This window comes from Natrinema sp. H-ect4 (assembly GCF_041894845.1).
GTDB lineage: Archaea > Halobacteriota > Halobacteria > Halobacteriales > Natrialbaceae > Natrinema.
Genome location: NZ_JBHDYC010000006.1, coordinates 188,616 through 203,752 on the forward strand (window position 1 = coordinate 188,616; position 15,137 = coordinate 203,752).

Genomic DNA, 15,137 nt, shown 5'->3' on the forward strand with positions numbered 1-15,137 from the left:
CGAGGATTCATACGCCGGTCGCACCACGCACGTCGTATGGAGACGATTCGAGTCTTGCAGGTCGACGCCTTCACCGACGAACCGCTCACCGGGAACCCGGCGGGCGTCGTTCCGAACGCGGACGGGCTCTCGGACGACCAGATGCAAGCGATCGCCGCCGAAATGGCCGTCAGCGAGACGGCGTTCCTCCGCTCGAGCGTGGACGCCGACCGTCGTGTGCGGTACTTTACGCCAACCCAGGAGGTCGATCTCTGTGGTCACGCGACGATCGGGAGCTTCGCTCACCTTCACGACGAAGACCTCGAGCCCGGATCGACGACGCTCGAGACGAACGTCGGCGTCCTCGACATCGAGGTCGCGGCGGACGGCACGGTTTGGATGACGCAGGACGAGCCGTCGATCCGCGAAGTCGACGTGGGCTACGACCGCGTCGCGAACGCGCTAGGCGTCGATGCGGCCGCGCTCGAGGGCGCGAGCGCCGACATTCCGCTCGCGGTGTCCTCGACCGGCCTCCCGTTCCTGATCGCGCCGATCACGTACCTCTCGGACGTCGGGAATGCAGAGCCCGACATGGCCGCGATCGAGGACCTCACCGACGCGGTCGACGCCGCGGGCGTCTACCTCTTTTCGTTCGACGCGCTCGAGCCCGAGTCGACGCTCCACGGTCGCATGTTCGCGCCGGGAGCCGGCGTCCCGGAAGATCCGGTCACCGGCACCGCCAGCGGGGCCGTCTGTGCGTACCTCGATCGCTTCGGGGCGTTCGACGACGACCTGCCCGATGAACTCCGGCTCGAGCAGGGCCACTACGTCGACCGGCCGGGTCTGGTTCGCGTTCGGCTCGACGACGCGGTACGGGTCGGCGGCCGGGGCGTCACCGTCCTCGACGGCTCGATCGTCGTCCCCGAAGACGCCGAGGACGAGATTCTCGAGGCCTGATATCGGCCTCGAGATCGTGCGATGGATCACCAGTCCATACTCGCTCGGGAGCGGAGTAGCTGCGGGAACGGATTTCACAGACAGACAGGGAAACAGAGAGACGGAGAGACTGACAGCGGTGACCGTCTCCGAGACCGCATATTCGCCACAAGAAACAGGTCAGTCGACGGTACCGGAGTGTAACGGTTGAATCTCGATGTACGAGGTCGCCATCTCGCAAAATCAAGCGGTTCGCGAGCAGCCGACCCCGATCGGAACGGCCCGTCTGACGATAGAAACGGGAAAATCTCATTCAGGTTCGAGTTAGAATTGATAGCGGCCGTTCGCAACCTTCTTTATTCGTTCCAGTGACCACCTCACTAGAGATGGCTGTACTCTGGCTGGACGAGATCAGTGCCGGCGACCTCGAGACGGTCGGCGGTAAAGGTGCCTCCCTGGGCGAGCTCACGGGCGCGGGGCTGCCCGTTCCACCGGGATTCGTCGTCACCGCTGGGACCTATCGATCGTTTATCGAAGAGGCCGAAATCGACGAGGAGCTGTTCGCGGCCGTCGACGTCGACGTCGACGACTCGGCCGCGCTGGCCGACGCGGCCGACCGCGCACAGGAACTCATCCTCGAGACGCCGTTCCCCGACGAGTTGCAGACGGAGATCCTCGAGAGCTACCACGAGGTCGGCAACGGTGAGGCGTTCGTCGCCGTTCGGTCGTCGGCGACGGCCGAGGACCTGCCGGACGCCTCATTCGCGGGCCAACAGGAGACGTTCCTCAACGTGACCGAGGAAGCCCTGCTGGACCGCGTCCGGGAGTGTTGGGCCTCGCTGTTCACCCAGCGAGCGATCTACTACCGGCAAGAACAGGGGTTCGATCACTCCGCAGTGAACATCGCGGTCGTCGTCCAGCAGATGGTCGACGCCGAGAAGTCGGGCGTGATGTTTACGAGCCACCCCTCGACGGGCGACGCGACGATGATCATCGAGGCCGCGTGGGGGCTGGGCGAGGCCGTCGTCTCCGGTGCCGTCTCGCCGGATAACTACGTCATCGATCGCGATGACCGGTCCATGGACGTCACCATCGCCGAGAAGAAGGTGATGCACGAGAAAGACGAGGCGACCGGCCAGACCATCGAGCGCGAAGTGCCCGAGGACAAGCGGACCCAGCGAGTCGTCTCCGACAACGAGATCGACGCGCTCATGGACCTCGGCGAGCGCGTCGAGGACCACTACGGCGAACCCCAGGACGTCGAGTGGGCGATCGTCGACGGTGACGTCTACATGCTCCAGTCGCGGCCGATCACGACGATCGACGAGGACGGAAGCGACGTCGCGGATCCGACCGGGAGCGTCGACGCCGCGAAGGGACTGACCGACGGCAGCGGGAGCGTGCAAGCCGCCGAGGGCGGCAGTACTGACGGGACCGACTCGAGTGGCACCGGCGACGTGCTCGTCGACGGGCTCGGCTCGAGTCCGGGGACGGTCAGCGGTCCCGCGCGGATCGTCATCAAGCTCGACGACCTCGACAAGGTCAGCGAGGGCGACATCATCGTCACCGAGATGACGATGCCCGACATGGTGCCCGCGATGAAGCGGGCCTCGGGCATCATCACCGATGAGGGCGGCATGACCAGCCACGCCGCCATCGTCTCGCGCGAACTGGGCGTCCCCGCCATTGTCGGGACGACCAACGCCACGACCACCCTCGAGGACGGCCAGGTCGTCACGCTCGACGGTGACAAGGGCGCGGTGCTCGAGGGATCCGAAGTCGAACCCGATGAGGAGACCGAACCGGTCGAGGAGGTTCGCCCGCAGTCGCCGGTCAAACCGATGACCGCGACGGAGGTCAAGGTCAACGTCTCCATCCCGGAAGCCGCCGAACGAGCGGCCGCGACGGGTGCCGACGGCGTCGGCCTGCTCCGTATGGAGCACATGATCCTCTCGCTGAACCAGACGCCCGCGAAATTCATCGCGGAGAACGGCGAGGACGCCTACATTACGGAGCTCGTCGAGGGAATTCGCGGCGTCGCAGACGAGTTCTATCCGCGGCCCGTCCGCGTCCGCACGCTCGACGCGCCGACGGACGAGTTCCGCCAACTCGAGGGCGGCGAGGACGAGCCCGACGAGCACAATCCGATGCTCGGGTACCGGGGCATCCGCCGCTCGCTCGACCGGCCGGACGTCTTCGCCCACGAACTCGAGGCGTTCCGTCGCCTCTACGAGCTGGGCTACGACAACGTCGAGATCATGCTCCCGCTGGTCAACGACGCCGAGGACATCTACCAGACCAAGGAGCTGATGAAGGAGGCGGGAATCGATCCCCAGAGGCGCCGTTGGGGTGCCATGATCGAGACGCCCGCCGCTGCGCTGTCCGTCGAGGGAATGGCCGAAGCGGGCATCGATTTCGCCTCCTTCGGGACCAACGACCTGACCCAGTACACGCTCGCGGTCGACCGCAACAACGAGCACGTCGCCGACCGCTTCGACGAACTCCACCCCGCCATCCTGCGACTCATCAGTAACGTCATCGAAACGTGTCGCGAACACGATGTCGATACGAGCATCTGCGGACAGGCCGGCTCTAAACCCGAGATGGCCCGATTCCTCGTCAACGAAGGGATCAGTTCGATCTCGGCGAACATCGACGCCGTCCGCGACGTCCAACACGAGGTCAAGCGGGTCGAACAGAAGCTCCTGCTCGACTCGGTTCGCTAACGGTCGGTTTCACTGATTTTTCGGGCGAGCAGCGTTCGGCGCTGTCGCCACGTGTACGCATGCTGTCGCCACATGTGCATATACTGTCACCACGTGTATGCAGAGCCGGCGGCGACGAGAAAGACCAGCCCGATCCCGAGTGCCGCAACCGCGATCGCGAGACCCAGGAGTCGAAGCAGGTCCGTCATGAGCGCTGGATACTCGGGCTGGGGCTCGAGGTTCGCCACGAGCACGTAGATGAACGCGCCGGCCCCGATGGAACAGAGGCCGAACGTAGCTGTCACAGCCCAGGTCATAGGCTCGATGGGGGTGCCGCCCTCGTATAGCCTGCGGCCGGGCAGGGAATAGTCTGCGTCCGGACGGGGAAAGGTCCATGATGGAGGCCGGCCTGGATTCGAGTATGAGCGACCGTTCGGACGAGGTGACCGAAAGTCGGGAGCCGGACGCCCCCGCGACCGACGACCTCCTCGAGGAGACGGATCGCCTGCTCTCGGAGTCGGGCCCCACCGTCGACGACGGGCCGTCCGAGACCGCGGGGAGCACAGCGGGCGGCGACACCGACGTGGATCCTCTCACGGGGTTCGATCCCGCGCAAGACGCCGGCCTCGAAGGCGACGGGACAGCCGACTCCGGGTCCGACACCGACTCGTCGCGATCGTGGCTCTCACCGATCACGTCGCGACTCTCGCTCGGGCGATACTTCTCGCCGAAGGAGTACGTCGCGCTCGTCGGCGTGCTCAGCGCCGGCGTCCTGGCCGGGGCGACCGTCCTGCCGTTTGCCGGCCGCATGATCGGCATGTTCGCCGTCGCCTTCATAATCGGGCTCCTCGCGTCGAAGCGGCGCTATCTCGAGATGAGCGCGGCCGGCATCTCGGTCGGCGGCGTCGCGGCGGTCATCAGCAACACCGTCCTCATCGCCGTCGGCTCCGGACAGCCACTCATCGCTGTCGGCGCGACCGTCGGACTCCTCGCGTCCGTCGTGGGCTACTACTTCGGTCGCGACCTCCGCGACGGGCTCTCGCAGGATGTCGACTGAGTTAGCCGTTCGTCGTCAGTTCCCAGCCGCGTTCCGTCCGGCGAACGACCCCGTTGTCGGCCATCACCTCGAGTAAGTCAGCGACGACTTCGCGGGGAGCGTCGATATCTTCGCTGAGTTCGCCGACCGATTTCGGTTCCGAGCGGACGCTGGCGAGCAGGTCGGCGTAGATTCGACTCTCCGGGCCGGCACCGACGGTCTCGGAGATGTTCTCGAGCACGTCGTAGAGCCGTCCCTGCACCCATCGCTGGGCCAGCGACAGCTCGTTTTCGAGCCGTTCTAGATCTTCTAACACGGCGAGTAACTCGTCGAGATTCTCGGTTTCGTCCCACGAGATATCAAGAGAGAGGTGTCGACAGGTCGTGATATCGAAACTACTGTTGGCCGGATAGGCGCTCTTGCTCGCGAAACCGTACGGCGAGACGTTCACCTCGAGTCGGACGTTCCGGGCGATGTGGAAGTACTTCCGCCGCTGGTCGTCGACGCGGCTCTCGATCAGCCCTGCCTCCTCGAGTTTTCGCAGGTGCTCGATGACCGCCTTGGGACTCACGCCGAGGTATTCAGAAATTTCAGTAACATAACACGGCTTCCGGGCGAGTAACTGGAGAATTCGCCTCCGGTTTTCGTTCCCGAGTAAATCCAACAGCGCGGCGGAATCCATCGAGACAGCGTTAGTGATCGGCGCTGAAAAGCGTGTCTGCTCGCAATACGCGACGGATCGACGTGGTTTGAGCCCGGGTAAAGTGGATCAGCCGTCGGTGTCGGCCCCGCTGGGCGTCCCTGAGTTGGTATCGGACCCATCGTTCGATTCGCCGTCCGGTTCGTCAGGGTCGGTCGACGGCGCGCCGGGCGAGCGCTCATCAGCGCCGTTTCCCGACGAGCGACCGTTGGGATCGGTTCCCGCATCCGAACCGTTCGACGCGCCCGAACCGTTTCCTGTCGCCGTCTCACCGGGTTCCGGCGACTCGTCGTTACCGGGGCCGCCGCGATCGGCCGGTGGCCCTGCGTCATCAGGGGGTCCGTCGCCGGCCACTCCCCGGGCGACCGCCGCGACATCCGGTCCGGCGTGCTCCGAAGCGGCCTGGCGGATCGCAGTCGCGTTCCCTCGTAGTTCCGCGAGCCGATCCCTGCCGATGCCGGCCTCGTCGGCACGGGACTCCGTTCGTTCGATCGTCCGCTCGAGGCTAGCGATCTGAACCGTCAGCCGGGCCATTTGCGATCGGTAGGCCCCAGTGGAGAGCTCCTCGCGTTGAGACTCGAGCGTCTCGCGTTCGTTCTCGAGTGCAGTTACTTTCGCCTCGAGGGCGTCAGTCCGCTCGCTGACGACTGCTGCCCGACTTTCGTTGTCGGCGCGCTCGTAGGCCGCATCGAACATCCCCGACTCGACCCCGTTTTCCGTATCGGCTGCGCTCGCCTGCATTACCGTCCCGACGGACGCGTTCGTCGAGTCGGACTGGGCACCGCCGGCGTCGGCAGCCGCGAACGTGCTCGCGACGGCACCGCTCGCGAGCAGCGCGACAGTCAGACCGACGACGGAGAGGGTCACCAGGAGAGCGACCGATCGCGTGCGTCTCATCGTCTTTCTTCTTCGCGTGAATGTACTAAAAAGACGGAGCTTCGTTCGAATCGTTTAATCGCACCGACCGAGCGCTGAGATCCGTTTTGAGCGTTCAAGACGGCTGCAGTACCCGTCAGCAGACTCGATCAGCCGACGGTTTGCGGGCCCCGTTTCACTGGAGTTTTGCGGATGGTTCAAATCGTTTCACTCGGAGAGCGAGGCATCAATCACTTGCTACTCCGGTCGGAGGTGCATCACGATTGGCCGCTACTGCGTCCGGCGAGGCGTCATGAGCGCCGATACCGTAATCGGAGAGATGCCACAATCACCGCTACTGCAACGGGGGCAATCGTGACATCTCCCCCATTGTGGTGAGGACTCACGCGAAGCGGCCGCTGACCAGACACTATAGTCGCCACTGCAAGTCACTGCACACCTGATCGCACGACGGCTGTGCGATCAGTGTGTGAATCGTTTCAGTTGTTACTATATCTGAGATCTAATCGGATCGATCCGCGACCGATCGTTCCGAACATCGCCCGAGCGACCGCCGAATGGCGAACGCACTGATAGCACGTCGACATAAGCCTACCTGCCAACAGTTATATCACTTCAACCCATGTTACCTATTACCATGTTCGAGGTGTTCTCGCGAAGCTATTATCTCGGACGTCTCTACGTGACCCCGACCAACGGGGAGCACGCACTCATGCACAGCGACCAGCACGAACGCATCAACGAGGAAGTGTACGCCACCGGCGACGGCGTCGAGCGACTCGACGCGCCGCTGGTGATGAAACTCGAGACCAGTCACTTCCCGGTTCACGGGGCGGACGCCGTCCCGACGAACACGCTCGCGTTGCCGGAATCGATGCTCGAGGGGATCGACGTCCGGAACCCGCCATCGCTCCGGGAGGTGTTTCTGGCCAGGCGCGAGCGCGCCCGTCAGCTGCTCTCGTTCGCCGGCGGCTTGCGAGCCGACGACGCAGGGCCGACCGGTGACGAGCCGTCGAACGCCGGAACCTAAAAGTAGCCTCGCTTCCCGATTTCGGCCGGATGCTCGATAGGTTGCTCGGCCGCGCCTCGCTCAACGCGCGCATCGACGAACTCGAAGCGGAAAACGAGCGGTTGCAAAAGCGCTACGAGGCCGAATCCGAGCGCCGAGCTGACGCCGCTACGGCACGACAGGACGCCGAAGAGCGGGTCAACCGGCTCGAGGATCGGATCGCCCAACTCGAGGGTGAACTCGAGCGAGTGGACGCGGACGAAAGCGCGCTGACAGTTCGCCGCCGAGACCAGCTGCGCGGCCCCCGGCTCGAGGCGGTCCTCGACCGGCTGGCGTCCCTCCGAACGGGAGCCGAGGGTGCGCTGACCGCCAGCGTGGACGACGCGGTGCCCGAGTCGGTCCGTGCGGATCTGGACGACGTGCTCGGCGATCGGGTCGCGCTCGTCGACGAGGCCGCGCCGTGTCTGTGTTGCGTCGACGACGCCGGATTGCTCGCCGTGACGCTCGAGCCGCCGATCACTCCGGACGTCGATACGGCCTGGCGGGACCGGTTCGCCCTCGAGCGCGAGTGGTTCCTGCCGACCGGCCGACACGCGGTCGCGCTGGTCCGGACCGATCTGTTTGCGGTCGGGGTCTACGAGGGCGACGAGCGCGTCGATTATCGTGGCTTCGAGAGCGACGTCAAGGGGAGCCACTCGAAGGGCGGGTTTTCGCAGGCCAGGTTCGAGCGGATTCGCGACGGACAGATCGACGACCACCTCGAGCGCTGTGGCGACGCGCTGGCTGCGTACGAACCTGCGGGAAAACGGGCCGACATGCCACTCTATCTCGTCGGCCAGCGCGGCACCGTCGACACGCTCGTCGACGAATCGGGGCTCGAGCCGACCGCGACGGCCGCCGTCGACGCAACGGGCGAACCGAAGGCGGCGCTCGCGGACGCTGTCCGGTCGTTCTGGACGACGGAGATGCGGGTGCTGTGATACGGTTTGCTGTAACGATTTACCGGTGCGACCGCGACCGCCCTGCGGTCGCACCGGCAATGACTTACAGTAGACCGTATGAGTCCGCACTTCGGACGATATCGGCCCGTCAGTAGCTGCCGCCGTCGTCGAAACAGCGACCGCATCTGTTCGCGTCCGCGTCACTGACCGCCTGCTCGACGGGGACCAGTCGGAGGTTATCATGAGCGACGTGAGAGGTCGCCCCGCAGGTCGTTTGGAAGTCTGAACGGCCGGATTCGTGTCGGTGGATCTTGTTCGTCGTCTCGTTCAGGACGCCATGCATGATACCAGTTCACATGAGTCAGCAACATAAGCGCACCGACCGTTGATTTCGGTAAACCAGGTCGATCAGTTACCAGTAGTCGTTGCGGGCAGTGAAACAGTACCGCGAAGAGATAGCGAGGGCGAAACAATCGATCGAGAGCGGCCCGATGAATCGCGATAGTGACGTGTAATCTGCCGTATCGATCCGATACGGTTCTATACTGGAAACGGACGTTCAAACCGAGTATGTACGATTTCTGTCGTCCCGCCTGTACGCTCGAGGCGAACTGACCGACGATGAACGCCGACCTGTTTCCATCACTCGTCGCGTGAGGGAACGGTATCGGCGGTAGCAACGCCGATATCGACCCGCTACTCGTCGCGGTTTGCTGCCCGCGTCGGGATCTCCTCGCCGACCGTCTCGACCCCGCCTTCGGGTTCAGGCGGCGCTGTCACGGCGCGACCGCCGCCCGAAAGCGCCTCGAGCGAGACGACCAGCGCCGCGCCGATTATAACGAGCCCGGCGGCGCGAGCCCGGCAGCGCCGAAGGCGACGGTCGCAGCCAGCACTCCCAGCTGGACCGGCGATGCACCGAGTTCCACGATGTAGAGCGGTACCAGGAGGGACGCGCCGCCGAATGCGACCGAGCCGAGTCCCCACGCGCCGAGCCAGCGATCCGTCATCGTCCGTCCCTGGAACGCGAACGGGGACGATGTGGCGATCGTCGGCCCGCCGATTCTGCTCACCGCTCTCGGAGACGTCAACAGGACGTTCAAGTACTCCCTCGTCCATTTCCGGGTATGCGAATCGCGATCCTCGCCCACGAGAAGTTCCCCGACCGGGCCAAGACCGCCCTCGGCGTCCTCCGATACGCCGACCACGACGCCGTCGCCGTCCTCGACTGGGACAACGCCGGCGGGCGCGTCGCGGACTTCGTCTCGGACGTGCAGGACGCCCCGATCGTCGACGGCATGGACGACCTCGAGCCCGACGCCGTCGACGCCCTGCTGATCGGCATCGCGCCGATCGGCGGCGGCTTCGACGAGCGCTGGCGCGGGGACGTCCGGACGGCCCTCGAGGACGGCTGTGACGTGATCTCGGGGCTGCACTACTTTCTCGCCGAAGACGAGGAGTTCGCCCGACTGGCGGCCGAAAACGACTGCGAGCTACGGGACGTCCGGAACCCGCCCGACGATCTAACGGTCGCCGAGGGCGTCGCCGGCGAGGTCGACGCCGAAGTGATCCTCACCGTCGGCACCGACTGCTCGGTCGGCAAGATGACGACGACGATGGAACTGGCCCGCGACGCCCGCGCGGCCGGCCACGACGCCGCCGTGATCCCGACGGGCCAGACCGGAATCATGATCGAGGGCTGGGGCACACCGATCGACCGCGTCGTCAGCGACTTCACCGCCGGCGCGGTCGAGGAGATGATCCTCGAAAAGGGCAACGACCACGACTACCTCTTCGTCGAGGGCCAGGGTAGCATCGTCCATCCGGCGTACTCGCCGGTCACCCTCGGAATCCTCCACGGCTCGATGGCGGATTCGCTCGTGCTCTGCCACGAGGCCGACCGGGAGGCGATCCACGGCTACGAGTCGTTCTCGCTGCCGTCGATCCCGACGTACGTTGATCTCTACGAGAGCGTCGCCGAACCGGTCGCGACAAGTCGGGTCGTCGCCGGTGCGATAAACACCGCCGCTCTCGAGGACGACGATGCTGCCCGCGAGGCGGTCGCAGCGTACACCGACGCGCTCGGCGCACCCGCGACCGACGTGATCCGCTTTGGGACGGACGAGTTGCTCGAGGAGCTCTGCTGAGATGGCCCTCGAGACCTCGTTCGAACGGCGCTCGCTGCCCCTCGAGTACCCCTTCGGGATCGCCCGCGGGACGACGTCCGAGACCGACGTCGTCTTCGTTCGGATCGGAGACGCGGCCGACGACGGCCTGACTGGCATCGGCGCTGCCGCGCCGTCCGCTCACTACGGCGAGACCGCCGCGACGGTCGAAGCCGTCCTGCCCGACCTGCTGGCGGTCGTCGAGGACGTCGGCGATCCACACCAACTCGAGCGAATCGAACGGGAGCTGCGCGAGACCGTTCGGCGGAATCCGTCGGCCCGCGCCGCGGTGAGCATCGCACTTCACGACCTCGTTGCGAAACGACTCGAGGAACCACTGTATCGATACTGGGGACTCGATCCGGCGGAGACGCTCGAGACGTCGTACACGATCGGCCTCGACGACCTCGAGACGATGCGCGAGAAGACCGAGACGGCGCTCGAACGCGGGTACGGCACGCTGAAGGTCAAACTCGGCACCGACCGCGATCTCGAGATCGTCCGGACGGTTCGGTCGGTCGCCCCCGATGTCGACCTGTTCGTCGACGCAAACGAGGCCTGGACGCCACGCGAGGCGGTCGCGAAGATCGACCGACTCGCCGAGTTCGACCTCGCGTTCGTCGAGCAGCCGGTTCCCGCGGAGAACCCCGACGGGCTGAAATTCGTCTCCGAGCGCTCTGCGCTGCCGATCGCCGCCGACGAGTCCTGCGTGACGCTCGCGGATATTCCGCGGATCGCCGATCGCTGTGACATCGCGAACCTGAAACTGATGAAATGTGGCGGGCTGGGGGAAGCCAAGCGGATGATTCACGCGGCCCGCGCCCACGGCCTCGAGGTCATGTGCGGCTGCATGACCGAATCCAACGCCTCGATCGCGGCGGCCTGTCACCTCGCGCCGCTACTGGACTACGCCGACCTCGACGGCTCGCTGTTGCTGGCCGACGACCCCGCCGACGGCGTCCCGATGCCCGACGGTCGGATCGATCTCGCCGGCCTCGAGCGACCGGGGACAGGTGCCGTCCTCGAGTCCGAATTCGACTGAGTTCGGTGTTCGAGCGTCCGCCACCGAGACCGATCGAGGAATCACTGCCGACGACTGTCAGCGCGACCACCAACGGGGTTTCATATCGGTCGTCGGTGTGGGAGGTGCTGGTATGCACGACAGCGACGGCGATCGATCCGTATCCCGTCGGGCGCTATTGCGGGCGTCGGCCGGGACAATGGGGCTCTCGGTGGTTGGGAGTGCACAAGCCGGTGGGGATGGTGGTGGTGAGCCAGCGGTCGCACCGCGGTTCGATCGGGGATGTCCGGACGCGACCCTCGAGCCCGGGATGACCCACTGCGAGGGGACGAGTATGGAAGGGTGTGCGGACGACCATCCGGCGACGATCGAGCTCCGGTCCGGTGTCGCCGAGAGTCTCGAGACCCGGTTTCCCGACGTGAACGCGCTGATCGATGCGGGGTTCAAGCCGTACTTCGACACGCTCGAGACAGGGGACGACAGCTGGTCACACTGGCTCAGTCCGGATTTTATCGGTGACGATGGCCTTCTGAACCCGGAGCGGCCGGAATCGGTCCTCGTCGACAACAAATCGTGGCGCTCGATGGGAGTCATGTTCATCGCGACGCGCGGCGGAGAGCCGGTCGAGCCGCCGGCGGCCTACGGCGAGGACGAGTCCACAGACCGGTGTTCGCCGTGGCACGCCCACACCGGGCTTCCGGGGCGATTCGGCTGGTGGTACTACAAGCAGGCCTACGAACGCGAGTTCGCGGACGGCGACCTCGAGTTTCCCTGTCGAACGCCCTGTATGCTCCACATCTGGACCGTCGACCACCCCGAGAGCGTCTACGCACACGACGCGCCCCCGCAAGAAGATCGCGATCTATCGCCCGCCGACGACCCCGGATTCGACACCGACGCCGTCCCCGGGGAGGACGAACTCGGCTGGGACGTGCTCCCGAACGAACTCGTTCCCGAACGGACGCCCAACGAATTCTCCCTGCCCGATCTCTTCGGCATCGACCTCGGGCTGTGATCCTCGGTCGAGAACCGCAGCGAGCCGTCGAACGTACTCACGCAGGCGGTGGCGCACTCGGCCACGAGGAGCCGTCAGTGAAGCCACGACTCGAGGCCGGCCATCACCAGATCGACAGTCTCGTCGGGTCCGCACCGCTCGGTATCGATCTCGAGGTCGGGATCGGGTTCCTCGAACTCCCGGAAGACGACGTGAACGCCCTGTTCGTCGATCGCATCCGCTCGCTCCCGATTGCGCTCGAGGCAGGTCTCGAGACTCGCAGTTATGAGGACGAACCGAACGGTACCGAGCGTCCGAAACCGCGTCTGCCACTCCCGGCGGTAGAACGTGCCGTCGACGAGCGTGATCGCGTCCGCGGGAGCCTCGTCGACTCGGTCGGCCAGTTGCTCGTAGGTCCGACTCGAGAAGTCGTCGGAGTGGAAGAGACAAACCGGGCTGTCCCGCTCCTCGAGTCGGCGGCGAACGCGGGTCGCGACGGTGGTCTTTCCGGCCCCCGGCGGCCCGCAGATGGCGACGATCACGCACGCCGGTAGCGGCCGGGGCTATATCCGTCGTGGGATTCGCGGCGGAGAGACCGCCCAGAACCCTCAGACGATCGACGAACCCGTGGTCTTGGCCTCGAGGTCCGCGAGACACTGCCGGCAGTACGAGTAGAAGGAATTGGTTTCGGTCCCGCAGACCGAACATCGCTGTCGCTTCGTCTGTTCGGATGAAGTGGCCGTACCTGCCGATTGAGGCTGGAGGGGAATAGCCGCTGGGCTACCGTGTGCAAGCGTGCTCGATACGGATCGTCGGCCTCACCCGAGATCATCGTCGCGCGCGGACTCCCGGAGGATGAACGGCCCCATCGCGAGCGTCCGCTTGGCGACGGTCGCGATCCGGAGAATGTAGACGATGAAGATCACGAAGGGCGCGATGCCGACGACGAAGCCCGCGCTGGTCAACCAGACGAGGTTGCCCTTGACCGTCCGGGCGTTGCCGATCACGTCGTCGGCGTAGTCGCGGATCCGTTCCTGAAGTTCATCGCTGAGGTCGGTGTCGCCCGCCACCGCCGACTCGAAGTCGGTCGCTTCGTCCTCGATGCCGTCGACGAGTTCGTAGAGGAATCCCGCGGGTTCCGGCGGCGTCACGTCCTCCTCGAGCTTGTCCTCCGTATCCCGGCGGAATTTCATCGCCTCCTCCATGCGCTCGCGCTGGTCGCCGACCGCGCCGAGTTCCTGGGAGAGCACCAGCTGATTGATCGTGACGACGATCGACGTGCCGGTGATGATCGCGCCGATAAACGCCGAGAAGATCCAGAAGGTGCCGTTGCTGGACGCGACGATCACGCGCAGCGGCGTGAGGCCGACCTGACTGAGTCCGACGAGGACGCCGTAGACGATCGCGAGCACGATCCCCGTGAAACAGCCAGCGGTTCAGACGCAACAGGAGAGAGAGGCGCGGACCGTTCAACTGATCGTGTTCGCTCGATCCGCCGCTCTCGTCGACGTTCGAATCCGAAGTATCCATCCGGCGATCGGCATCGACCACAACGGTGGACAAAAGCGTGTCGCACGAGCGGCGACGGGCCGAAAAGCGGCTATCGCTGGTCACCGAGACTCACGTCGAACGGCCCCTCATCGGGATCCTTCTGGGGGACCATCGGGCCGACCGACGCGGTCCGGCGCGTGATGGTCGCGGTCCGGAGGATGTAGGAGACGAGCAAGGCGAGCGGCGAGAGCACGATGAGAATCAGCGCGCTCACGACGTAGGGGAGGACGACGGCGCTGACGCTCGGTCCGGTCACGTCGGCGTAGAGGAACCCGACGAGGATCGCCGACAGGATCGACGGCACGCCACAGTACACCGTGAGCTGCGAGAACCGGGTGAGTTCCTGTTGCAGGTAGGTCGTTTTGAACTGCTCTCGAGCCACGTGGAACAGCTCCAGAGACTCGATCAGGTCGTCGAGTTGCGCCATCGCGGCCGGCGACAGCGAGTCCGCGTACTCGCCGCGCAGGTGGGTTCCGACGTACAGATGCCAGGACTCGTCGTACGTGATCGCTGCCGAAACGGCCGAGAACGTGTCGAATTTGGAGTTCTCTATTCGGTCCTCGATCCGATCCGTCCGTTCCTGAACGCTGTTCGTGTACCGAACGACCGTTTCACGCAGCTCATCGTCGTCGTGCGTCGCGACGGCGTCGGCGAGCCCGGTAGCGTCGTGATGGATCGATTCGACGATCAACTCGAGCACCCGCGTGGGCGACGCTGGGCTCGCGGGAACGGCCGCGTCGTCCGCAACGGCCTGCCGGAACTCGATGACGGCGTCGAGTCGCTCGCGGGCCTTGCCCGCCGCGCTGAACTCCTGAGAGAGGATGAGCTGGTTGACCGAGACGACCAGCGTCACGAGCGAGAACGTCCCCGCGATCATCCCGCTCGCGACGCGCGTCACGGAGTTCGGGTTGACGAAGGTGATGACGCCGAGTTCGTACAGCCCGACGAGGAGAACGAAGATACCGATCAAAACCGTCGCCGCGACGGTTAACCGATTGCCCTCGACCAGAAACCACTCGCGGAACCGTGTCAACAACCCCGACCGCGTCCCGATATCGGCACCGTAGGACTCGAGCGTCTCATCGGTCTCGGAGGACCCCATAGCGACACGTTCAACCGACCCGACAATAAGAGCCGTCGTTGCAGACACCGCCAGCGGGACGCGCTTCGTCGGCTCGAGACGAGACGCGCAGTGGCCGTGAACGGCCGGCCCAGTATCAACGGCTG

The 15,137-nt window shown here is 65.3% G+C and carries 14 protein-coding genes and 2 pseudogenes; 8 read left to right on the forward strand and 8 right to left on the reverse strand.

Translation table 11 applies throughout. The features are described from left to right. Window positions 1–36: 36 nt before the first annotated feature. Window positions 37–936, forward strand: coding sequence for a PhzF family phenazine biosynthesis protein (locus ACEWFR_RS10115; RefSeq protein ID WP_374060908.1), 900 nt, complete (start codon window positions 37–39; stop codon window positions 934–936). Between the two features lie 365 nt (window positions 937–1,301). Beyond that, window positions 1,302–3,641, forward strand: coding sequence for a phosphoenolpyruvate synthase (gene ppsA, locus ACEWFR_RS10120; protein WP_374060909.1), 2,340 nt, complete (start codon window positions 1,302–1,304; stop codon window positions 3,639–3,641). Between the two features lie 86 nt (window positions 3,642–3,727). On the opposite strand, the gene ACEWFR_RS10125 is transcribed toward ppsA, so the two are convergent. Then, on the reverse strand, window positions 3,728–3,937 hold the full coding sequence (locus ACEWFR_RS10125; protein ID WP_374060910.1) for a hypothetical protein: 210 nt from the start codon (window positions 3,935–3,937) through the stop codon (window positions 3,728–3,730). Between the two features lie 104 nt (window positions 3,938–4,041). On the opposite strand from ACEWFR_RS10125, the gene ACEWFR_RS10130 reads away from it, so the two are divergent. Continuing rightward, window positions 4,042–4,677, forward strand: a complete 636-nt coding sequence (locus ACEWFR_RS10130) for a DUF456 domain-containing protein (RefSeq protein ID WP_374060911.1) — start codon at window positions 4,042–4,044, stop codon at window positions 4,675–4,677. Between the two features lies 1 nt (window position 4,678). On the opposite strand, the gene ACEWFR_RS10135 is transcribed toward ACEWFR_RS10130, so the two are convergent. Beyond that, window positions 4,679–5,338 carry a metalloregulator ArsR/SmtB family transcription factor gene (locus ACEWFR_RS10135; protein ID WP_098724336.1) on the reverse strand — a complete coding sequence of 220 codons (660 nt, stop codon included), beginning with the start codon at window positions 5,336–5,338 and terminating at the stop codon, window positions 4,679–4,681. Between the two features lie 87 nt (window positions 5,339–5,425). Beyond that, window positions 5,426–6,253, reverse strand: coding sequence for a hypothetical protein (locus tag ACEWFR_RS10140; protein ID WP_374060912.1), 828 nt, complete (start codon window positions 6,251–6,253; stop codon window positions 5,426–5,428). Between the two features lie 616 nt (window positions 6,254–6,869). Between ACEWFR_RS10140 and ACEWFR_RS10145 the strand changes: the two genes are divergently transcribed. Then, window positions 6,870–7,262 (forward strand): DUF5802 family protein, encoded by a 393-nt coding sequence (locus ACEWFR_RS10145; RefSeq protein ID WP_374060913.1) that lies wholly within the window; start codon window positions 6,870–6,872, stop codon window positions 7,260–7,262. Between the two features lie 29 nt (window positions 7,263–7,291). Further along, complete coding sequence (locus tag ACEWFR_RS10150) at window positions 7,292–8,221, forward strand: Vms1/Ankzf1 family peptidyl-tRNA hydrolase (RefSeq protein WP_374060914.1); 930 nt, start codon at window positions 7,292–7,294, stop codon at window positions 8,219–8,221. Between the two features lie 109 nt (window positions 8,222–8,330). On the opposite strand, the gene ACEWFR_RS10155 is transcribed toward ACEWFR_RS10150, so the two are convergent. Beyond that, complete coding sequence (locus ACEWFR_RS10155; protein ID WP_374060915.1) at window positions 8,331–8,525, reverse strand: hypothetical protein; 195 nt, start codon at window positions 8,523–8,525, stop codon at window positions 8,331–8,333. Window positions 8,526–9,018: 493 nt separating this feature from the next. Next, window positions 9,019–9,189, reverse strand: a pseudogene (locus tag ACEWFR_RS10160) (MFS transporter); the annotation flags it as partial. Between the two features lie 117 nt (window positions 9,190–9,306). On the opposite strand from ACEWFR_RS10160, the gene ACEWFR_RS10165 reads away from it, so the two are divergent. From ACEWFR_RS10165 to ACEWFR_RS10175, 3 genes are all read left to right on the forward strand, one after another. Continuing rightward, window positions 9,307–10,326, forward strand: a complete 1,020-nt coding sequence (locus ACEWFR_RS10165) for a DUF1611 domain-containing protein (protein ID WP_374060916.1) — start codon at window positions 9,307–9,309, stop codon at window positions 10,324–10,326. A 1-nt stretch (window position 10,327) separates the two neighbouring features. Further along, window positions 10,328–11,386, forward strand: coding sequence for a dipeptide epimerase (locus tag ACEWFR_RS10170; protein WP_374060917.1), 1,059 nt, complete (start codon window positions 10,328–10,330; stop codon window positions 11,384–11,386). A gap of 112 nt (window positions 11,387–11,498) precedes the next feature. Further along, entirely contained in the window at window positions 11,499–12,380 is an 882-nt protein-coding gene (locus ACEWFR_RS10175; protein WP_374060918.1) for a hypothetical protein, read from the forward strand. A 74-nt stretch (window positions 12,381–12,454) separates the two neighbouring features. Here ACEWFR_RS10175 and ACEWFR_RS10180 read toward each other — a convergent pair whose 3' ends face one another. From ACEWFR_RS10180 to ACEWFR_RS10190, 3 genes and pseudogenes are all read right to left on the reverse strand, one after another. Continuing rightward, a complete protein-coding gene (locus ACEWFR_RS10180) occupies window positions 12,455–12,901 on the reverse strand; it encodes an AAA family ATPase (protein WP_374060919.1) in 447 nt (148 codons plus the stop codon). Between the two features lie 276 nt (window positions 12,902–13,177). Further along, window positions 13,178–13,889 (reverse strand): annotated as a pseudogene (locus ACEWFR_RS10185) (hypothetical protein). A gap of 70 nt (window positions 13,890–13,959) precedes the next feature. Next, a complete protein-coding gene (locus tag ACEWFR_RS10190) occupies window positions 13,960–15,012 on the reverse strand; it encodes a hypothetical protein (protein WP_374060920.1) in 1,053 nt (350 codons plus the stop codon). Window positions 15,013–15,137: the final 125 nt, after the last annotated feature.

Excerpts from the sequence above, each read along its gene's own strand:
- ACEWFR_RS10115 (WP_374060908.1), top strand. The coding sequence starts at position 37 with ATGGAGACGATTCGAGTCTTGCAGGTCGACGCCTTCACCGACGAACCG.
- ppsA (WP_374060909.1), top strand. The coding sequence starts at position 1,302 with ATGGCTGTACTCTGGCTGGACGAGATCAGTGCCGGCGACCTCGAGACG.
- ACEWFR_RS10125 (WP_374060910.1), bottom strand. The coding sequence starts at position 3,937 with ATGACCTGGGCTGTGACAGCTACGTTCGGCCTCTGTTCCATCGGGGCC.
- ACEWFR_RS10130 (WP_374060911.1), top strand. The coding sequence starts at position 4,042 with ATGAGCGACCGTTCGGACGAGGTGACCGAAAGTCGGGAGCCGGACGCC.
- ACEWFR_RS10135 (WP_098724336.1), bottom strand. The coding sequence starts at position 5,338 with ATGGATTCCGCCGCGCTGTTGGATTTACTCGGGAACGAAAACCGGAGG.
- ACEWFR_RS10140 (WP_374060912.1), bottom strand. The coding sequence starts at position 6,253 with ATGAGACGCACGCGATCGGTCGCTCTCCTGGTGACCCTCTCCGTCGTC.
- ACEWFR_RS10145 (WP_374060913.1), top strand. The coding sequence starts at position 6,870 with ATGTTCGAGGTGTTCTCGCGAAGCTATTATCTCGGACGTCTCTACGTG.
- ACEWFR_RS10150 (WP_374060914.1), top strand. The coding sequence starts at position 7,292 with ATGCTCGATAGGTTGCTCGGCCGCGCCTCGCTCAACGCGCGCATCGAC.
- ACEWFR_RS10155 (WP_374060915.1), bottom strand. The coding sequence starts at position 8,525 with ATGCATGGCGTCCTGAACGAGACGACGAACAAGATCCACCGACACGAA.
- ACEWFR_RS10165 (WP_374060916.1), top strand. The coding sequence starts at position 9,307 with ATGCGAATCGCGATCCTCGCCCACGAGAAGTTCCCCGACCGGGCCAAG.
- ACEWFR_RS10170 (WP_374060917.1), top strand. The coding sequence starts at position 10,328 with ATGGCCCTCGAGACCTCGTTCGAACGGCGCTCGCTGCCCCTCGAGTAC.
- ACEWFR_RS10175 (WP_374060918.1), top strand. The coding sequence starts at position 11,499 with ATGCACGACAGCGACGGCGATCGATCCGTATCCCGTCGGGCGCTATTG.
- ACEWFR_RS10190 (WP_374060920.1), bottom strand. The coding sequence starts at position 15,012 with ATGGGGTCCTCCGAGACCGATGAGACGCTCGAGTCCTACGGTGCCGAT.